Origin of the sequence: Herpetosiphon gulosus (genome assembly GCF_039545135.1) — a bacterium.
Taxonomy (GTDB): Bacteria; Chloroflexota; Chloroflexia; order Chloroflexales; family Herpetosiphonaceae; genus Herpetosiphon; species Herpetosiphon gulosus.
Map to the genome: position 1 here is coordinate 20,745 of NZ_BAABRU010000022.1, position 22,004 is coordinate 42,748.

The following is a 22,004-nucleotide window of genomic DNA, read 5'->3' on the forward strand; positions in this document are numbered from 1 at the left end:
GGTGGACAATATTCAGGATATTTATGAATTATCGCCAATGCAGCAGGGCATGCTGTTTCATACCATCGCGAGCCCAACTGCTGGAATGTATCTCGAACAGGTGCAATCGCGCTTGCGTGGTCAACTTGATCTCGCTTGTTTTGGCCAAGCATGGCAAATGGTTGTGGCTCGGCATACGATTTTGCGCAGTGGTTTTTTCTGGGAAGAACTTGAAAAGCCCTTGCAAGTGGTCTATGAAACGGTTGAATTGCCGTTTCAGGTGCTCGATTGGCGCAAGCTCAGCGTTGCACAACAAACCTATGAACTTGACATATTATTGGAAAATGATCGCCAACAGCCATTTATGCTTGATCAAGCGCCCTTACAGCGTTGGGTTGTGGTGCAACTAGCCGATGATCAATGGCATTGGGTTTGGACGTTTCACCATCTTTTGCTTGATGGTTGGTCGGTGGCCTTGTTGTTTGAGCAAGTGTTGCAAGCCTATGCTGCTTTGCGGCATGGTACAGCGCTTGCTCAAACACCTGCCCCAGCCTATCGCGCCTATATTGATTGGCTGCAACAGCACGATCAAGCTCAAGCCGAGCAATTTTGGCGCGGCTATTTGGCCGATTTTCATGCTGCCACGCCCTTGCCCTTGCAGCGCTCAATTCAGTTGACCCATAGCCAGCGTTTCGCTGAATATCACCAGCAGCTAACAATTGCTGAAACCAGCCAATTGCAAACATGGGCACGCCAAAGCCAAGTGACTTTGAATAATTGTGTGCAGGCGGCCTGGGCTTACCTTTTGGCCCAACATAGCCAAACCAATGATGTGGCCTTTGGCGCGACTTTCGCCGAACGTCCTGCCGAAATCCACCAAAGCGAGCAATTGATTGGCTTGTGCATCAATACACTGCCAATTCGAATTAAGCTTGAGCCAAGCCAATCACCGCAAACATGGCTGCAAACTATTCAAACTGAATATGCCGAATTGCAGCAGCATAGTGCCAGCGCTTTGGTCGATATTCAGCGTTGGAGCGAGATTGGTCATGGGGCAAGCCTTTTTGAAAGTATTGTAGTTTTCGAGAATTATCCGCTGCAAGCGACCGATGCCAGCCAAGCAGACCTACAGATTGAGCAACTGAGCCTCGCCGAACATACCAATTATCCAATTACCTTGATTGTTGTACCTGGCGAACAGCTACGTTTGAGCTTGAGCGTCGATCATTATCGCTATGATCAGGTCAATGCTGAATTGTTATTGGCTCAATTGCAGCAAATCTTGTTGAGTTTGACTACGGCCAGCAGTGTGGCCGAATTAAGCCTAGTTACGCCAGATCAACGGGCTAATTTGCAGGCATGGGGCAACTGGCAAGCGCCCGATTATGCGCCGCCCTTATGTTTGCATGAATGGTTTGCCCAGCAAGTGCAGGCACATCCCAATGCCAAGGCGGTGAGTTTCGAAGATAGCTGGCTGAGCTATACCAAGCTTGATCAGCGCAGCAACCAGGTTGCCCATGGCTTGATTGCCCAAGGTGTGACGGTTGGCAGTTTGGTTGGCTTGTGTGTTGAACGTTCACTTGAGTTGGTCGTGGGCATTTTGGCGATTCTTAAGGCTGGTGCGGCCTATGTGCCGCTTGATCCGACCTATCCCAGCGAACGTTTGGGGTTTGTGCAGGCCGATGCCAATATTCGCCATATTGTAACCCAGCGCAAGCTCCAGAATTTGGTGCAAGCTGAACAGTGCTATTTGCTTGACCAGCCCACAAGCGATTATCCCACAACGCCACCCAGTGTGGTCTGCTCAACAGAAAACCCAGCTTATGTGATTTATACCTCAGGCTCGACTGGCAACCCCAAAGGTGTCGTGGTAAGCCATGCCAACGTTGCACGCCTGATGCTTGCAACCAATGCTTGGTATCAATTCAATCAGCACGACGTTTGGACGCTGTTCCACTCATATGCCTTTGATTTTTCGGTCTGGGAATTGTGGGGCGCGTTGTTGTATGGCGGCCATTTAGTGGTTGTGCCCTACTGGGTCAGCCGCAATCCTGAGGTCTTCCATCAATTATTGTATCAACAACAAGTAACCGTGCTGAATCAAACGCCATCGGCCTTTTACCAATTGATTCAGGCTGATAGTTTGGCTGACCAACGGCTGGCCTTGCGCACGGTGATTTTCGGCGGCGAGGCGCTTGATCTAGCCCAACTTGGGCCGTGGTTTGCGCGTTATGGCGATCAGCCGCAACTGATCAATATGTATGGCATCACCGAAACCACTGTACATGTGACCTACCGCCCGATTCGCTTGGCCGATCTGCACATGGGTTTAGGTAGCGTAATTGGTTGCCCTATTCCCGATTTGGCACTGGCAGTGCTTGATTCGCAAGGCCGCCAAGTTGGGGTTGGAGTGGCAGGCGAATTGTATGTTGGCGGGGCTGGGGTGGCTCAGGGCTATCTCGAACGACCTGAATTGAATGCGCAGCGCTTTATCCAAGCCGATCTAAGTACTCCCGATTTGCCCAGCAACAGCCGTTGGTATCGTTCAGGCGATTTGGTGCGCTACTGGCCGAATGGCGAGCTAGAGTACCTTGGCCGAATCGATCTACAAGTCAAAATTCGCGGCTTCCGGATTGAGCTTGGTGAAATTGAAGCCGCTTTGAGCCAGCATGCGGCGGTACAATCGGCGGCAGTAATTGTGCGCGAAGATCGACCAGGCCATAAACGCTTGGTTGGTTATCTAATTGCCAAAACTCAAATGCGCAGCGTCGGCGCACAAGCCGATTCAGCACTTGATCTGGCGGCGATCAACCAGCAACTACATGAACGACTGCCCGATTATATGTGGCCAAGCGCCTTAATTGAACTGGCTAGTTTTCCCTTGACCAGCAATGGCAAGCTCGATCGCCAAGCCTTACCAGCACCCGAGCTAGAACAGGCCGAGCGATCCAGCAGCACTCCACTGCAATCGCCGCTTGAGCAACAATTGGCTGATCTCTGGAGCGTAGCGCTCGGTCAAACCATCATCAGCCGCGAAGCCAATTTCTTCAGCCTTGGTGGCGATTCGATTATTGCGATGCAGATGGTTAGCCGTGCACGGGCCGAAGGGCTTAATCTTAGCCCGCGCCAGCTTTTTCAGCATCAAACTATTGCTGAATTAGCAGTGATCATTGAGCAACAAGTGAACAGTTTGGTGCTTGAACAGCCAAGCTATCAGCTTGAAGGCGAGATTGCTTGGACTCCGATTGGCCATTGGCTGCGCCAATTGCGCCCAACCAATCCCCAACATTTCAACCAGATCTTGATGCTGGTGGTTGCGCCCGATTTAGAGCCAGCCGCGATTCAAACTGCACTTGATCGCTTGGTCAGCTTGCACCCAATCTTGCGGGTACGCTGGCAATTTGAGCCACAGCAACGCCAGTGGTATGGCGATTCGCGCTCGATCAATCTAGTGGTTCAGCATTGCGCCGACGATTCGAATAATTGGCCGACCATGCTTGGGCATATTTGCCAGCGCATGCAGCAAAGTTTGCAGTTAGAGCATGGCCCAAGTTTCGCCGCCAGCTTGGTGCGAACGCCCACGCAGGCTCGCCTGATTTTGGTTGCCCATCACTTGGTAATCGATGGGGTTTCGTGGCGAATTGTGCTCGAAGATTTGGCCATGGCTTTGAATGGGGCAACTGCGATTCCCAGTACTACGCCTTGGAGTGTTTGGGCCAATCGGCTCCAAGGCCAAGCCGATAATCCCCAGTATTTGGCTGATTTGGGCTTTTGGCAGCAGCAACTTGCCAATATCAGCCCTGTGCCGCTTGATCATGTGCCAACTAGTGGACAAAATCTCACGCGTGATGCGGTTTTTGTCCACACTACGCTTGATCAAGCCACAACCCAAGCGCTGCTGCACGATTGCCAACAAGCAGTGCGGGTGAATATCAATGATCTTTTATTAACTGCTTTGACCCAAACCTTGGCTGGCTGGGCTGAGCAACGCCATTGGGTGATCGATCTCGAAAGCCATGGGCGATTTAGCCCTGAGCCAACCGACGATCTTAGCCGCAGCGTTGGCTGGTTTACCAGTTTGTATCCTGTTGCTCTCGATTTACCCGCCGATCCAGCGCCCTTAGCCGCCCTGAAAGCGATTAAAGAGCAATTACGGGCTGTGCCAGAGGGCGGCCAGAGCTTTGGGATTTTGCGTTACTTGAATTCAGCAACCGTCTCCCAATTACAGCCAGATCAAGCAATTCCCTTGGTGTTCAATTATCTTGGCCAGCTTGATCAGAGCGTTAGCATGCCACCATTGTTAGGAATTGCCCCTGAAGCGACGGGCGCTGACGTTGCTGCTAGCACGCCACGCGGCCATTTGTTGAACATAGCCAGCTACATTCGCGATGGTCAATTGCATTTCGATTGGGAATATAACCAAGCTTGGCATCAGCAGAGCACGATTGAACGCTTGGCCAGTGCCTGTGTTGCCGCACTCAAAGCTTTGATTGGCGCTTGTCGCCAGCAATTACGCCTGAGCTTAACGCCCAGCGATGTTGCTTTAGCCAAACTCGATCAGCCAACCCTTGATCAATTATTGGCCCGTTATCATGCCCAAAACCTTACCCCAATTGATGTATACCCCTTGGCTCCCTTGCAAGTTGGTATGCTCTACCATAGTTTGCTCAACCCTCAATCGAGCGTTTATCTCGAACAAGTTGAGTGGACGGTCAATGGCCCGCTGGATTTGGTGAGTTTGCAAATTGCTTGGCAGCAGGTGCAACAGCGCCATGCGGTTTTGCGCACAGCCTTTTGTACTGAAAGCTTGCCGCAGCCAATGCAAATTGTGCTTGAGCATGTCGATACACCTTGGCGGGTGCTCGATTGGCAGGCTATTGCAGCTGATGAACAAGCTGAATTGCTGGCGGCTTTACGCCAAGCTGATCGAACTCAACCGTTTGCCCTAAACCAAGCACCCTTGCTGCGCTGGACATGGATCAAACTGGCTGAACAGCGCTATCACTGCCTCTGGACGCATCATCACTTGTTGCTTGATGGTTGGTCGATCGCCAATCTGTTGGCTGAATTATTTGGAGTGTATGGCCATGTTGATCAAGCTCAGCCATTGCAATTAGTCCCAGCAGTGGCTTATCGCGATTATATCGCTTGGGCCACAAGCTATGATCAGCAGCAGGCGCAGCAGTTTTGGCGCGACTATTTGGCTGGTTTGGCCGAGCCAACGCCTTTGCCAGCGCCGCATATAGTGCCCCAAGCAACTAGTAGCTATCACGAATATAGCCTGCAACTTGAGCCAAACCAAACTCAAGTGCTCCAGCAGTGGGCACGCCAACAGCATGTCACTTTGAATACCTTGGTTCAAGGCGCTTGGGCGGTCTTGTTAGGGCGCTACAATGCGCTTGATGATGTGCTGTTTGGGGCGACGGTGGCAGGCCGCCCAACCGATATTGTGGGTATGGAGCAGTTAGTCGGTTTGTGTATCAATAGCTTGCCAGTGCGGGTCAAGCTTGATTCACAGCAGCCAATTGCTGAATGGTTGCAAGCTTTGCAAGCCCAACAAAGCCGTTGCAACGATTTTGCGGCTACGCCATTGACTGCGATTCAGCAGGCCAGCAACATTCCAGCTAGTCAGCATCTATTTGAAAGCTTACTGGTTTTTGAAAACTACCCGATTGCTGCTAGCGTTGAGCAAGCAGTCAGTGATTTGGCGATTGTTGATGCCAAAACTACTGAGCAAACCAATTTGCCGCTGACCCTGTTGGTGCTGCCTGATGCTGCGCTAACCTTGAAGCTGAGCTACGATCAAGCGGTGTATTCGGCAACTCGAATTACCCAACTAGCACGTCATTTGGCGCATTTGTTACAGCAATTGCCACTCACTGCAACGGTTGGCGAATTAAGCTTGCTCGCTACTGCCGAACAGGATCAGTTACTCAATGGGTGGAATAACACCGCGCAAATTTGGGATTCAAGTGAGCTTTTGGTTGATTTATTGGCTCAGCAAGTGCAGCGCACGCCCAATGCTCCCGCACTCTCTGATGAACATCATCACTATAGCTATGCCGAGCTTGATCAACGGGTAACTCAGCTTGCCGCCACGTTGCAAGTCCAAGGGGTGCAGGTTGATGATCGGGTTGGGGTGTTGATGGAGCGCTCGGCTCAGATGGTGATTGCGCTTTTGGCGATTGTCAAAGCTGGCGCTGCCTATGTGCCGTTTGATCTGGCCTACCCTGCCGAGCGGGTATTGGCGATGTTGGCTGATGCTGCGCCACGGGTGCTCATTACTGATACGCCAAACCTCGATCAAACGTCAATTCCAGTGTTGGTGTTTGATCAAACGTGGCAGCCAGATTTCAGCCTGAGCTTCAACCCACCGACACTCCATCCACTTAATGCGGCTTATATGATTTATACCTCTGGCTCAACGGGCAAGCCCAAAGGCGTGATCAATAGTCATCAGGCGATTGTCAATCGTTTGTTGTGGATGCAGCAGCGCTATCAATTAACGGCGGCTGATGTGGTGTTGCAAAAAACGCCCTACAGCTTTGATGTTTCGGTCTGGGAGTTTTTCTGGCCATTGATAACTGGCGCTAAGCTTGTGGTTGCCCGCCCGGCGGGGCATCTTGATCGACGTTATTTGGCCGAGCTAATTCAAGCCCAGCAGGTCACGACCATGCACTTTGTGCCGTCGATGCTCAGCCTGTTTTTGGAAGAACCACAAGCAGCCAACTGCTCCAGTTTACGCCAAGTTTTTTGCAGTGGCGAGGCTTTGAGTGCCGAAACCAGCGCTCATTTTTGCCAAACGCTGAATGCAGATTTACATAACTTATATGGTCCAACTGAAGCAGCGGTTGATGTGAGTGCTTGGCACTATCAGCCTAGCGCCGAGCCAAGCGTGCCAATTGGCCGCCCGATTGCCAACACCCAACTCTATATTCTTGATTCACAGATGCGGCCAGTGCCTGTTGGCGTGGCGGGTGAGTTGCTGATTGGTGGGGTAAATTTGGCGCGGGGGTATGCTGAACGCCCCGATTTGACCGCCGAGCGTTTTATTCCACATCCCTTTGCTAGCCAAGCAGGCGCACGTTTGTATCGTACTGGCGATTTGGCCCGTTGGCGCGATGATGGTGCGATCGAATACCTTGGCCGCAACGATTTCCAAATTAAGGTGCGTGGCATTCGGGTTGAGCTAGGTGAGATTGAGCATCAACTTAGCCAACATCCAGCCATCACTCAGGTTGTGGTGCATCATCACGCTGGGCAATTGGTAGCCTATTGGATTGCGCGGCCAGATCAAGTTGTGCCAGCTGAAGCAACCTTGCGCTCATGGTTGCGTTCACGCCTGCCCGAAGCCATGATTCCGGCGCATTGGCTGCAATTGACTGAATTGCCCTTGAGCAGCAACGGCAAGTTGAACCGCAAAGCCTTGCCCGCCCCGCTACCTGGCGCAGTAACCCCGCAACGCCAGCCCCAAAATGCACTTGAACAAACCATCGCGGCAATTTGGTCGGCAGTGCTAGAGCGCCCAATTAATGAAGTTGAACGGCCATTTTTCGACCTTGGCGGCCATTCTTTAGCCTTGATTCAAGTCCATAGCCGCTTGGAAACAGCCTTAAATCGTTCAATCGAATTGATGCTGTTGTTTGAACACCCAACGATTGCGGCGTTGGCCGTAGCCTTGAGCGAACAACCAAGCGAGTTGCCACTTGCCGACCAACATCAAGCCCAACAACGCAGCCAGCGTCAGCAAAGCCAAGCCCAACGTCGTCAACGTCGCCAACAAGTCCAGCTTAGTCTTGATGAGGAATAATTGATGCACGCCTATACCGACACTGATATTGCAATCATTGGGATGGCTGGACGCTTTCCAGGAGCCAATAATCTGACGACATTTTGGGATAATATTCGCCAAGGAATTGTCTGCATAACAGATTTAGAACTACAACAACTCCAAGCCAGCGGAATCGACCCAGTCCTACTCAATGATCCTGCCTACGTCAAACGTGCGCCACTGTTGCTTGACGATATTGCGGGCTTTGATCATAGCTTTTGGGGAATTACGCCCAACGAGGCCGCCTTGCTTGATCCACAGCAGCGCATGTTGTTGGAATGTGCTTGGGAAGCCTTGGAGCAAGCGGGCTATGCCTTGAAACAGCCGCAAAAAATTGGAGTTTTTGTGGGGGTTGGCGCAAATAACTATTTGTTGCAACAGGTGCTGGCCAATCCAAGTGCAATCGAGCGCAGTGGTGATTATGCCGTGATGCTGGCAAATGATAAAGATTATGCACCAACCCGAATTTCATTCAAGCTCAATTTGCTAGGACCGAGTGTTAGTGTTCAGACGGCCTGCTCGACTTCGCTGGTTGCAACTCATATGGCCATTCAAAGCATTTTGAATGGTGAGAGCGAGATGGCCTTAGCTGGTGGTGCGGCGCTACGCATTCCTCAAATTCAAGGCCATCTGTATCAAACAGGCATGATTCACTCGCCTGATGGCAATTGCAAGCCCTTTACTAGCGAGGCGGCTGGCACGATTGGCAGTAGTGGGGCTGGTATGGTGCTGCTCAAACGCGCCGCTGATGCGGTTGCTGCGGGCGACCCAATTTGGGCAGTGATTAAAGGGAGTGCGATTAATAATGATGGTGCACAAAAAGTTGGTTTTACCGCCCCAAGTATCAAAGGCCAAGCCCAAGTGGTTGGCGAAGCTTTGGCCTTAGCCGAGGTTGAACCGAATACGATTGGCTATCTTGAAACCCATGGCACGGCCACCAACCTTGGCGACCCAATCGAATTAGCGGCGCTCAAAAAGGTTTTTGGGGCAACTGCCGAGCAAGCATGGTGTGGGTTGGGTACGCTCAAGGCCAATATTGGGCATCTCGATAATGCTGCTGGCGTGGCGGGCTTGATCAAAACCGCCTTGGCCCTACATCATCGCCAACTACCACCAACCGCCTATGCCAACATTCCGCATGCCGATTTGCAACAATCACCATTTTATCTAAACCCCACAGCTACGGCTTGGGAGACAAAGCTTCATGCTGGGGTTAGTTCATTTGGAATTGGCGGTACGAATGCGCATGTGGTGCTGGCGGCAGCCGAACCAATCCAAACTAAGAGCCAAACTGAATCATGGCAATTGCTGCCAATTTCGGCGGCCAGCATTTGGTCGCTTGAGCAGCAAACCGAACGGCTGGCGGTACATCTCCAAACTAACCCAGTTCAAGGCTTGGCTAATGTAGCCTATACCTTGCAAACGGCGCGGCAAGCCTTTGTTCAGCGAAGTTTTGTGGTGGCCAAAAACCATGAACAAGCCAGCCAAGCTTTGTTGACCAGCCCAATTCGTGAGTGTCCCAGCCAACCGCCCAAAGTTGCTTGGCTCTTTTCGGGGCAAGGCAGCCAATATGCCGGAATGGCCGCCGAACTATATCAACAGGCTACGGCCTTTCGCCAAGCAATTGATTTGGTCAACCGTTATGCTCAACCTTTGCTGGGCTGCGATCTGCGCCAAGTGCTGTTTGACCAATCCAGCGATCTAACTGCAACGAACATAGCTCAGCCCTGTTTGTTTATGCTGGAATATGCCTTGGCCCAACAATGGCTAGCGTGGGGCATTCAACCACAAGCCTTATTTGGTCATAGCATTGGTGAATATGTGGCCGCTTGTATCGCTAATGTGATGGATTTGCCAACTGCAATTGGTTTGGTGGTTGCTCGTGGCCAACTGATGAACCAATTACCAAGCGGAGTGATGCTCAGTATTAGTGCTAGCCTCGATCAAATTCAACCCAGTTTACCTGCCGAGCTTGATCTAGCGGCGATTAATACCAACAATCTGCTGGTGGTCGCTGGCGAACACGCGGCGATTCGCGCGTTTCAACAGCAATTGACTGAGCGTGGGATCGAATCACGCATTTTACACACCTCACATGCCTTTCACTCACGGGCGATGCAGCCGATGTTGGCGGCCTTTCGTCAGCAATTTGCCGCTGTGCAACTCCAAGCACCAACAATTCCAATCCTCTCAAATGTGAGTGGTATATGGATGACCACCGCCCAAGCGACCAGCGTCGAGTATTGGCTTGAGCAGATTGTCAGTCCAGTTCAGTGCGCTGCCTGTCTCAATAACTTATTGGCTGATGGAGCCTGGATTGTACAAGAGCTTGGACCTGGCCATACATTGGCAACCTTTGCGCGTGCCAGCCAAGCCGCTCAAGCGCCACTGATTCTCACCAGTTTGCCACATCCGCAGGCCAAACAAGCCGATTTAGCGCTGATGTTGCAAAGCTTAGGCCAGTTGTGGCAAGCAGGGATTGCAGTGCGATGGAATGCTCTGCATCAAACGACTTGGCATAAGGTTTGGTTGCCAACCTATGCTTTCGAGCGCCAGCGCCATTGGATTGAGGCTGAACAACGCCAAACACCGCGCTCAAGCAATCAATTAACCATCAACACCTCAACGTGGCAAGCCCAAAGCCTTGCAAGCATGCCAAGCCAAACTGGTACGTGGCTGATTTGGGGCAACGAACCAAGCACGATCGAACGCTTAACTCAACAGGTTGCCCCAAATCAGCGAATTTTGGTATGCGTTCGAGATACGTTTGCTGAACAAAGCAAAAATCTCGATTCTACAAACAGCCAAATTGTCTATTTCAGCAACTTCAGCAACCCCTCTGCTTGGGAATCTGCTGCTGATCTTCTAAGAATTGCCCAGCGGGTGCGTGATTTGGGTTTGAACTCGGTGAAGTTACATGTTGTAACTAGCCAGAGTTTGGCAATTGCTCCGCACGAAGATCTCAACCCGCATGATGCTTCATTGCGTGGGGTGGCGATGGTTTTGGCCCAAGAATATCCCGAAATCAGCAGCCATTGGATTGACCTTGATTTTACCCACCAAGCTTGGCCCAGTATGTTGGCGCAAGAGCTACACCATGCCAGCGAGCCAGCCGTGGCGTTGCGCGGTTTCAATCGCTTTGTGCCACAGGCCAACACTGCAAACTTGCCAGCCAACCAAGTTGGCTTTCGGGTTGGCGGCTGCTATCTGATCACCGGGGGCAACGGTGGGTTGGGTCGCCAAATCGCGCTGCAATTAGCCAAACAATATCAGGCCAAAATTGCGATTTTGAGCCGTTCGCTAGCACCAGCTTCGTCCGCTGCTCAGGTTTTGCAACAGCAGATAGCTGAACTTGGTGGCGAGGCCTTGATTATGCAGGCCGATGTAGCTCAGCCCAAGCAACTAGCCGAAGCTTTAGCGCTGATCGAAACCCAATGGGGTCACTGTCATGGCCTGATCCACGCGGCAGGGATCGCTGGCAGTGCGGCCCAAATTGGCAGTACTGAAACCACTCATGCCATTTGGAATTCGATGATGGCGGCCAAACTCCACGGAACTCAACAGCTCGCTATGATGGTGCGACCATGGAAACTCGATTGGGCGGTGGTGATGTCGTCGTTGGCCAGCGATTTGGGCGGGCTGGGCTTTGCGAGCTATGCCAGCGCGAATATTGCCCAACATGCCATCGTGCACCAACTCAATCAATCCAGTGCCGTGCCGTGGTATTGCATTAATTGGGATGGTTGGCAAAGCGCCAACGAAGCCGACCCTCAACGCTTGAGCTTTGAGCAAGGCTGGGCTGCGCTAACCGCAATCGTGCAGCAACGCGGCGTGCTTAATCTGCAAGTGGTGCTAGGCGATTTTGCTGCACGTCGTCAACGTTGGCTCTATCCACAGCCAATGGTTGTGGAGCAAACCACTGTCCATCGCCCGCGTTCAGCTAATTTCGAGGCTCCGCGTACCCAGGTTGAACAACAGCTAGCAGCAATTTGGGGCGATTTGTTGGGACTGAACGAACTTAGCATTCACGATAATTTCTTCGATTTGGGTGGCCATTCGTTGTTAGCAACTCAAATACTTGGGCGGATTCGCCAGAAAATGCAGGTTGATTTGGCATTGCAAGTGGTGTTTCAGCTGCCAACCTTGGCTGAATTGGCCGAGCATATTCGCCAGCAGCAGCTTAGCCAAACCTTGCAAGCGCAGGCAGTCGGTGGTAGCGAGCGTGAGGAGATAGAGCTATGAGCGCGGTTCAAACCCTACTTGAACAATTAAATACACTCGACATAAAATTATGGCTTGATGGCCCGAATTTACGGGTTAATGCACCAAAGGGCGTATTAACGCCGGAATTACGGGCTGCGCTCAGTGAGCAAAAACCGCAATTGATCGCCTGGTTCGAGCAATATCAGGCTCCAGTAAATGCATCTGAAGCGATCAGACCAAGCCCACGCAACCAGCCTTTGCCGCTCTCCTTTGGCCAAGAGCGGCTTTGGTTTCTCGATCAACTCGAAGGCCAAAGCAATGCCTACAACTTATCGGGCTGTTTTGAGATTCGTGGCGAGTTCAAGCCCGAATTATTAGCGCGAGCCTTACAGCTTAGCCTCGAACGCCATGAGATTTTGCGCACCAGCTTGCCAACCGTTGCTGGCCAGCCAATTCAACAAGTTCAGCCCACGCCCAGTCTGAGCGAATTGCCGTTGCAGATCGTCGATTATTCAGGCTATGCCGCGCCACGCCAGCAGGCCTTACACTATCTACGTGAGCAAGCGCTGGCAGCCTTTGATTTGAGTAACGGGCCATTATTGCGCTTGGTGTTGTTGCAGCTTGGCGCTGAGCAAGCCATGCTACTGGTGGTAATGCACCATACAATAGCTGATGGTTGGTCGATGGGTTGCTTGATTCACGAATTGACTACCAGCTATCAAGCCTTTGCCCAAGCCACACGACCGCAATTCCCCGTCTTGCCAATTCAATATGGCGATTTTGCTGCATGGCAACGCGACCTAGCTCAAGCTCCGCTCTGGCAAAAACAGGTGCAATTTTGGCATGCTAGCTTAGTTGGCGCACCAGCATTGTTGGCGCTACCCAGCGATTATCCACGCCCAGCCAGCCAATCGTGGCGCGGCAAAACCTGCCATTTTGTGCTTTCGGCCTGCCTAAGCCAGCAAATTCGCCAAGTTGGCCAGCGCTATGGCTGTACCCCCTATATGACGTTATTGGCTGGCTTTGCTTTTTGGCTGGCGCGGATGACTGGTAGCCACGATTTGCCAATCGGCACACCGATTGCCAACCGCAACCGCCTAGAAACTGAAAACTTGATTGGTTTTTTCGTCAATAGCTTGGTAATGCGGATCAAGCCTGATCGTAATTTGCCATTTTCGGAGCTTTTGCGCCAAACCCAAGCTGTCAGTTTGGCCGCCTTTGCTAATCAGGATGCGCCATTTGCGCAGGTAGTCGAGGCCTTGCAACCAGAGCGCACATTGGGCTATAACCCCATTTTCCAGGTGATGTTTGATCTACAAACCGCGCCAACCAGTAGCTTGCAACTCCCCAATCTTAGCTTTGAACCATGCTTGCTTGATGAGCTTGGCGAAGGCACGGCGATGTTTGATCTGTCGTGGACAATGCAAGATCTTCCAAACGGCTTTACTGGACAAGTTGAGTTTGCTATCGATCTTTTTTTACCAAGCACAATCGAGCGCTGGATCGAAGATTTTGAACAGACCTTGAGCTATGTTTGTGCTGCGCCTGAGTACCCATTGCAGAGCTTGCCAATTTCACGTTTGGCCGATTGGGGGTTTCAATCGCCAATTATTGCTGCCCAACCGATTCAGCACTTGATTCAGCAGCATGCCTTTAATCAGCCAGATGCCTTAGCTGTAACGTGGCAAGGTCAGCATTTGAGCTATGCCCAGCTTGATCAGGCCGCCAATCAATTGGCCCAGTATTTACATCAACAAGGGATTGGTTGTGGCGATTTTGTTGGTCTCTGTTTTGAGCGTTCGCTAGCCATGCCGGTTGCTTGGTTAGGGGTACTCAAGGCTGGCGCAGCCTATGTCCCGCTTGATCCGAGCTATCCGCTTGAGCGTTTGGCCTTTATGTGCAACGATGCTAAGCTGCGTTTGGTGCTTACTCAAGCTGCCTTGATCGATTGTTTGCCCGTCGAACAACCACTAATTATCTGGGAGCAACTAAACGATCAATTGCATGAGTATGCGGCAACTGCACCTGCGCTAGCGATTCACCCGCAACAACCTGCCTATGTGATTTATACCTCTGGCTCAACTGGTTTGCCCAAAGGAACCGTCATTGCCCATGGCCCGTTGGCCCAAACCTACCGCGCTTGGGAGCAAGCCTATCAGCTGACCGACACGATCCGCGTGCACTTGCAAATGGCAGCTTTTTCGTTTGATGTCTGCACTGGCGATTTTGTGCGGGCGCTCGGTTCAGGCGGGCGTTTGGTGCTTTGCCCACGCGATTATTTGCTCTCGCCCGCTGATTTATATCAACTAATCGTCAGCGAACAGGTCGATTGTGGCGAATTTGTCCCAGCGGTGCTGCGTGAACTTTGCCATTATCTGGCCTTAACCAAGCAAAAACTAGCAATGCCCTTGGTTATTGCTGGCTCAGATACTTGGTATGGCGAAGAGTATCAGCGCTTTCAAACGGTGTTTGAACCAACAACCCGCTTGATCAATTCGTATGGTGTGACCGAAGCAGTGATCGATAGCTGCTATTTCAGTGCTGCTGATAAACCGTTGATCGCTGAGCGGACTGTGCCGATTGGCCGACCATTTGCCGCAACCGCGATGTATGTGCTTGATCAATGGTTGCAGCCTGTGCCAAACGGGGCCAGCGGCGAGTTGTATTTGGCTGGCGAACGCTTGGCTAGTGCCTACCTTGGTCGCCCCGACCTCACCAGCGAACGCTTTGTGCCTGATCCATGGGGCCGATTGCCCGGGGCACGTATGTATCGCACTGGCGATCGCGCCCGCTGGACGAGCACTGGCCAATTGGAATTTTTAGGGCGTGGCGATCAGCAAATCAAACTGCGTGGCTTTCGGATTGAGCTGGGCGAGATTGAAACCGCGCTGACCCAATACCCAAGCATTCAACATGCTGTTGCTTTGGTGCATACCACGCCGCATCCGAGCCTAGTAGCCTATGTGGTTGCAGATCAAATGGTTGAGCAGGCGGCCTTGGTGCAATGGCTGCAAACCCGCGTGCCTGAATATATGCTGCCAAGCGGCTTGATACAGCTTGAACAATTGCCATTAACTCCCAATGGCAAAGTTGACCGCAAGGCTTTATTGGCCTTGAAGCCCAGCCAACTAAACCCAACCGAACAAATTGCGCCCGAGGGTGCAACCGAGCAAACGCTTGCTACAATTTGGCAGCAAGTGCTCGGTCAGCCAATTGGTCGCCATGCCAATTTCTTCGGTTTGGGCGGCGATTCAATTCTGGCAATGCAGGTGGTTAGCCGTTGTCGCGCTGCGGGCTTGGGATTAACGCCGCGCTTGTTGTTCCAACATCAAACGATTGCTGCGTTAGCTCAAGTCTTGCCTGCACTTGGCTCGATCACTACAACCCAACGGCCTGCGCGTGCACCACAGCAGCTCTTGCCAGTTCAACAGTGGTTTGGCGCGTTGGCCGCGCCCAATCCAAACCACTACAACCAGAGTGTGTTGATCGAATTAACTGCGCCACTTGAACCAGCCCGTTTGCAGGTTGGGTTGAATCAGTTAGCCCAGCTGCATCCAAGTTTACGGCTGGCTTGTGATGATCAGTTTCAGCAAAAACTGCATGCAGTTGAGCCAACCCTGCAGGTGCTAGCACTTGATCCTGCGCAGCCAGCTGCTGACCAAATTACCGCCTATGCTGCGCAGCGCCAACAAGCATTGAATTTGCAACAAGCCCCGCTTTGGAATGCCAGCTATCTCCATCAGCCCAATCAAGCTTGGCTCTTGTTGATTGCGCATCACTGGATTATCGACGGCGTTTCATGGCGAATTGTGCTCGAAGATCTGGCCAATTTATTAAATGAGCAGCAACCAATGCCCGCCAGTACCAGCGTGGCCGAATGGACTGATTATCTCCAACGCCAAACTAGCGAACAGTTTTACAGCCAACTTGGCTATTGGCAGCAGACACTCCGCCAATTAAAACCCTTAGTTGCCAGCCAAGATCAAGCCTTGAATAATGTAGTTGCTCAAACCCAGCGCTATCAACAAACGCTTAGCCCACAATTAACCGCAAGCCTGCTCGGCGATCTGCATCAGGCCTATCGCACGACGATTGATGATCTGTTGCTGACAGCCTTGGTGTTGAGCTATTGCGAATGGACTGGCGAGCAGGGGCTGAGCCTTGAGCGCGAAAGCCATGGGCGTTTTGGTGATGAGGCCGATTTTGATCTGACCCGAACCGTCGGCTGGCTCACGAGTATCTATCCCCAACATTTGAGCTTGCCGACTAACCCAACTCTCGCTGAAGCTTTGATTGCGATTAAGGAACAACTGCGAGCAGTGCCCGATCAGGGCTTGAGCTATGGCTGGCTGCGTTATCAACATCCCGATTCTGCAATCCGTCAATCGCTTGCGCTGAATCAACCCTTGGCAGTTACCTTCAACTACCTTGGTCAACTCGATCAAGGCACACTGGCCGCGCCATTCAAACGCTTGGCCGAAATTGACCTTGGTGCTGAGCAAGACCCTGCAACCCCACGTAGTAGCATCGTCGAAATTAATGGCTATATCAATAATGGTGTGCTGAGTTTGCACTGGGAATATTGCCGCGATTGGGCTGCTGCTGAAGCGCTCGAACAATGGGCAACCGCCTTTTCCACCACGCTTGAGGTTTTGATTGGACATTGCCGCAGTGTTCAGCAACCAGTATTAACTCCCAGCGATGTGCCCTATGCCCAACTCAATCAGCGTGAGCTTGATCGCTTGGCCCAGCAGGTTAAGCAACCAATTGCCGATGTGTATCGCCTAACTCCGTTGCAAGAAGGTATGCTCTTCCATAGCCTGCTTGCACCCGAACAGCAATTTTATATCGAGCAAGTCGCCTGCCGCCTTGATGGCTATATCGACCCAAGGTTGTTCGAGCAGGCTTGGCAACAACTTATCGAACGCCACGCTGTTTTTCGCACCGCCTTCTACAGCGATGGGCTGAGCCATCCTTGCCAGGTTGTGTTGGCGCAGGTCAGCTTTGAGCTTTGCTATCACGATTGGTCGGTTAAACAGATTGATTCGACCCAACTAACCAACTATGCTCAAGCTGAACGTCAGCGTGGGTTTGATTTACACCAAGCACCATTAATGCGCATCAGCCTGATCAAACTAGCTGCTCAGCATTATCATTGTATTTGGACTCATCACCATCTCTTGCTTGATGGTTGGTCGGTGCCGATTGTGCTGAGCGAAGTGTTGGAATGCTATCAACAGCTGATTGCTGGCAGCCAACTTGATCTAGCCCCAGCCCCAGCCTATCGCGAATACCTTGGCTGGTTGCAAGCCCAGGATCAAACCCAAGCTCAGCAATTTTGGCGTGGCTACTTGGCAACCCAAGAGCAACCAACCGCCTTGCCCTGCGATTACACTGGCTCACGTCAGGCCAGCCAAGCTTGGGCCAAAATCCAGCAGCAACTATCTTTAGCCGAAACTCATGCGTTAAGCCAATTTGCGCGTGACCAGCATATTACCTTGAGCAGCTTGGCTCAAGCCGCTTGGGGCTATGTTTTGGGTCGCTATAGCAGCCAATTGCAAGTATTGTTTGGATTAACCGTTGCCGGACGACCCGCCAATTTGCCGACTGCCGAGCACATGGTGGGCATGTTTATCAATACTCTGCCATGCGTCGTGCCGCTTAACCCTGATCAACCAATTGGTACATGGCTTCAAGAGCTTCAACACCAACAGCTTGAAGCCCAACAATATGCCGCGAGCAGCCTCGTTGATATTCAGGGCTGGAGCAATATTGTTCAACCAACGCCATTGTTCGAAAGCATTTTGGTGTTTGAGAATTATCCCAACACTGCATCTGACGATCAGCAAGCAGCCTTGCGGATCAGCGATATTCAAGCCACCGAACAAACCAATTATCCGCTGACCTTGGTAGTTGCGCCCGCTGAGCAGGTGGAATGTAGCTTGAGTTATGCAACCGAGCGCTTTGATCCGGTGCTGATCGAAGCAGTCTTGCAAGGCTTTTGCCAAACGCTGATTGCACTCACCCGCCAAGCGACCCTTGGCCAACTCCCAGACCTAGGGGTTGATCAACAACAACTAGCAGGGTGGAATGCAACCGAACAGCCGCTTAGCCCATTCTGTTTGCACGAGCTGTTTCAGCGGCAAGCGCAGCGCACACCGCAGGCCTGCGCAATTATTGCGGCTAACCAAAGCCTTAGCTATGCCGAACTTGATCGGCAGGCCAACCAAGTTGCCCACTATTTATGTGGTTTGGGAGTTGGCCCGAATAGCCTCGTCGGAATTCATATCGAGCGCTCAGCGTTGATGCTGGTGGCGTTGTTGGGTGTGCTCAAGGCTGGCGGAGCCTATGTTCCGCTTGATCCAAGTTTTCCTTTGGAGCGGCTGAGCTATATGGCCGAGGATGCTAACATTCAGGTGTTGCTGACCGCAGCCTCAAGCCAACCGCTTGCCCACAGCCTTCAGCATGGCCCTTGGGCTGTGGTTGATCTCGATGATTGTGTTGTTACGTTATCCAGCATGCCGACCACCGCCCCATTTCCCAGTGCCCAACCTCACGATTTGGCCTATGCCATCTACACCTCTGGCTCAACGGGTAAGCCTAAGGGCGTGTTGATCGAGCATCAAGCGGTGGTTAATTTCGTGCAATCGATTCAACGCCAACCAGGTATTACTTCTAGCGATGTGCTGCTTGCCGTTACTACCTTGTCGTTTGATATTGCGGTGCTGGAACTGTATGGCCCCTTGCTCTGCGGGGCAACCGTTGTGCTTGCTAGTCGCGAGGCCGCCAGCGATGCCGATCAATTAATTGGGTTGATCGAGCAGCATAGCATAACAGTGCTGCAAGCAACTCCCGCAACCTGGCGCATGCTGTTGACTGCCGATTGGCAGGGCAGTTCAAATTTACGCGCACTATGTGGCGGCGAACCATTGCCACGCGATCTGGCGGGTGCACTGCTTGATCGGGTTGCTGAAGTGTGGAATATGTATGGCCCAACCGAGACCTGCGTTTGGTCAACCTGTGCCCAGATTACGCCTGCCCTCCTGCTGCATTCAACCCAAATTCCAATTGGCCGACCATTGGCAAATACCCAGTGCTATGTTTTGGATGCTCAGCAGCAACCATTACCAGTCGGGGCACTAGGTGAGCTGTATATCGCTGGAGCCGGAGTTGCCCGCGGCTATCATGAACGGCCTGAATTAACCGAACAGCGCTTTGTGCCTGATCGTTTCAGTCATAACTCAAATGCCCGCATGTATCGGACTGGCGATTTGGCTCGCTATCGCAGCGATGGCACGCTGGAATGCTTGGGACGGATTGATCAGCAAGTTAAAATTCGTGGCTATCGGATTGAACTTGGCGAAATCGAAACCGTTTTGCTCTCTCACCCCAGCGTGGCCCAAGCCTTGGTTGTGGTGCAATTGGCTAATGTTGATGCCCAATTAATTGCCTATGTGATTGGTGCAGCCCCCGATTTGACCAGCGAGCTGCTGCGCCAACACTTGGCCTTACAACTCCCACGCTATATGCTGCCCAGCGCGATTGTGGCACTAACCGAATGGCCATTAACCCCCAATGGCAAGATCGATCGTCAAGCTTTGCCCAAGCCTTGGAGCGAGCAACCAAGCCTACAAATTGCCCGTGACCCGCTGGAACTGCAACTCCAACAACTCTGGACAACCGTGCTTGGTCGTCAATTGGGTATTCACGATCACTTTTTGGAACATGGTGGCCATTCGCTGATTGCGATTCGATTTATGGCCTTGCTCAACCCATTACTTGAGCAGCCGTTGCCATTAACCAGCTTATACCAAGCGCCAACTATCGCCGAAATGGCCCAATTGCTGCGCCATCAAAGCCGCCAATGGTCGCCACTAGTGCCCTTACGCCATGGCTCAGGCGAGCAAACGCCACTCTTTTTGCTGCCAGGCGCAGGCGGTAATGTGCTGTATTTACAACAACTGGCCCAAGCAATTCCAACTGAGCGGGCGATTTATGCAGTCCAAGCCTATGGCCTCGAGCCAAACCAAACCCCGTTCGAGACGGTCGAAGTGATGGCGCAACAGGCATGGCAAGCAATTCGTCAAGCCTTCCCACAAGGGCCATATACCTTGATCGGACACTCATTTGGCAGTGATGTAGCTTGGGCGATGGCGAGCCTAGCTTTAGCCGAGGGCCAGCAGATTTGTCAATTGTTCAGCATTGATAGTGCTGCACCCCAAGCTCGCCAACAACCACATGAGCTTGAGCCATGGTCGGAATGGCTGCGTCGTGGTAAGCAAGTTTTGGAGCAGGCTTTTGCAGTCGAGTTGGTCTTGACTGAGGCTGATTTGGCCGAATTAAGCCCACTTGAGCAAGCTGGCCTACTTACCGACCAACTGATTATGCTCGGCATTCTACCTGCCCAAACTGAGCCAAGCTTGCTCGAACGCTTTTTGAGCGTTTTTCGGGCCAACCATCAGGCCAGTTTTCAGCCAGAATCGGGCTTAGCCATCCCCGTGATGCTGATCAAAGCCCGTGATGAAGCACCCGAGCTAACCTTCGCTCAGCAGCCAGATTGGGGCTGGAGCAGCTTAACCAGTGCAACAGTCGAAATTGTTACGTTGGCAGGTGACCACCATACCATCTTGCATGAGCCATACGTTCAGGCCTTGGGACGATTGATTGGGGTTGGCTTGGAGGTTGCCGTATGATTTCGTTGCGGCGTTGGCAACAGCACCCCATGCTACGCTTTTTGCTGCTTTGGTTTGGCCAAACTGGCTCGATGATTGGCTCTAGCCTGACTGGTTTTGCCCTAGGGATTTGGGTTTATCAGCAACATGGCGTGGTTAGTGATTATGCTTGGGTATTACTAACCAATACCTTACCTGCCACATTGATCGCTCCATGGGCCGGAGCTTTGAGCGATCGGTTCAATCGGCGCACGGTAATGTTGGTAAGCGATAGCATCGCTGGCCTGAGCACGATTGCGCTGATCATATTATTTAGCACTGGGCAGTTGGTGATCTGGCAAATTTACCTTGCCAATAGCATCAATGCCCTAGCCCGGGCTTGTCAATGGCCGGCCTACGTGGCTAGTGTGCCCCAATTAGTCGCTTCGACTCAACATAATCGAGCGAATGGCTTGATGCAACTCAGCAATGCTTTGGCCCAACTGCTGGCCCCCCTGATTGGCAGTAGTTTGCTGGCGTGGGTTGGCATGCCCTTTATTTTCAGCCTCGACCTGCTGACCTTTGGACTGGCTTTGGTGATCACGGCTAGTACCCGGTTTGCGCCGCAGCCGCAGGCACTTGAACCAACAACCCTGCCATTGTTGCAAACTGCCTTGGTCGCATGGCGTGAGTTTTTGCGCTATCCCAGCCTAGTTGCGCTGACTAGTCTGATTATTTTGAGCAATTTTAGCGCTGGCAGCATTGAGGTGTTGATCACACCACTGGTATTGGAGCTGCACTCAGTCCCGATACTTGGCATGTTGCTGACCTTTGGTGGTTTGGGAATGGTTGCAGGGAGTTTACTCGCGAGTATGTTGCGCCCGCCGCGCCGCTTAGCATGGGCGATTTTGCTGGCTGAGCTGATTGGCGCATTGGCGATGCTTTTGGCTGGTTGGCAACCAAGCATTATTGGGCTAGCAATCGCCGCAATGATCTACTTTGGCATGTTGCCATGGGGCAGCGCCAACCATACAAGCTTAATTCAACAACAGCTCCCAAATGCCCTGCATGGGCGGATTTTTGCCTTGATTAGTGCTCTCGCATCGTTGGCTCTCACCATGGGCTTCGTGAGTGCGGGCTTTTTGGCCGACCGATTTTTTACTCCAGCCATGCAACCAAGTGGCTGGCTTAACCCCTTCTTTGGCTGGCTATTGGGTAATCAGCCGAGCAGTGGCATTCAACTGCAATTTATGAGTTTGGGATTACTCACCTTGCTGTGGACTATCGGGGTTGCTGGATGGCACGCCCGTAAAGCGCCGTCATCAGAGCAAGCATAGGAG

General features: G+C 52.1%; 4 protein-coding genes. All 4 read left to right on the forward strand.

Annotated features, from left to right (window positions below; translation table 11 throughout):
* Position 1 precedes the first annotated feature (1 nt).
* From ABEB26_RS22355 to ABEB26_RS22370, 4 genes are read left to right on the forward strand one after another with little or no spacing between them, the layout of a single operon-like run.
* Complete coding sequence (locus ABEB26_RS22355) at positions 2-7,789, forward strand: amino acid adenylation domain-containing protein (RefSeq protein ID WP_345724307.1); 7,788 nt, start codon at positions 2-4, stop codon at positions 7,787-7,789.
* 3 nt (positions 7,790-7,792) lie between these two features.
* Entirely contained in the window at positions 7,793-12,052 is a 4,260-nt protein-coding gene (locus ABEB26_RS22360) for a type I polyketide synthase (protein WP_345724308.1), read from the forward strand.
* Entirely contained in the window at positions 12,049-20,706 is an 8,658-nt protein-coding gene (locus tag ABEB26_RS22365; RefSeq protein ID WP_345724309.1) for an amino acid adenylation domain-containing protein, read from the forward strand. The genes ABEB26_RS22360 and ABEB26_RS22365 overlap by 4 nt, the downstream gene beginning before the upstream one ends.
* On the forward strand, positions 20,703-22,001 hold the full coding sequence (locus ABEB26_RS22370) for an MFS transporter (protein ID WP_345724310.1): 1,299 nt from the start codon (positions 20,703-20,705) through the stop codon (positions 21,999-22,001). Before ABEB26_RS22365 ends, ABEB26_RS22370 begins: the two co-directional genes overlap by 4 nt.
* Positions 22,002-22,004: the final 3 nt, after the last annotated feature.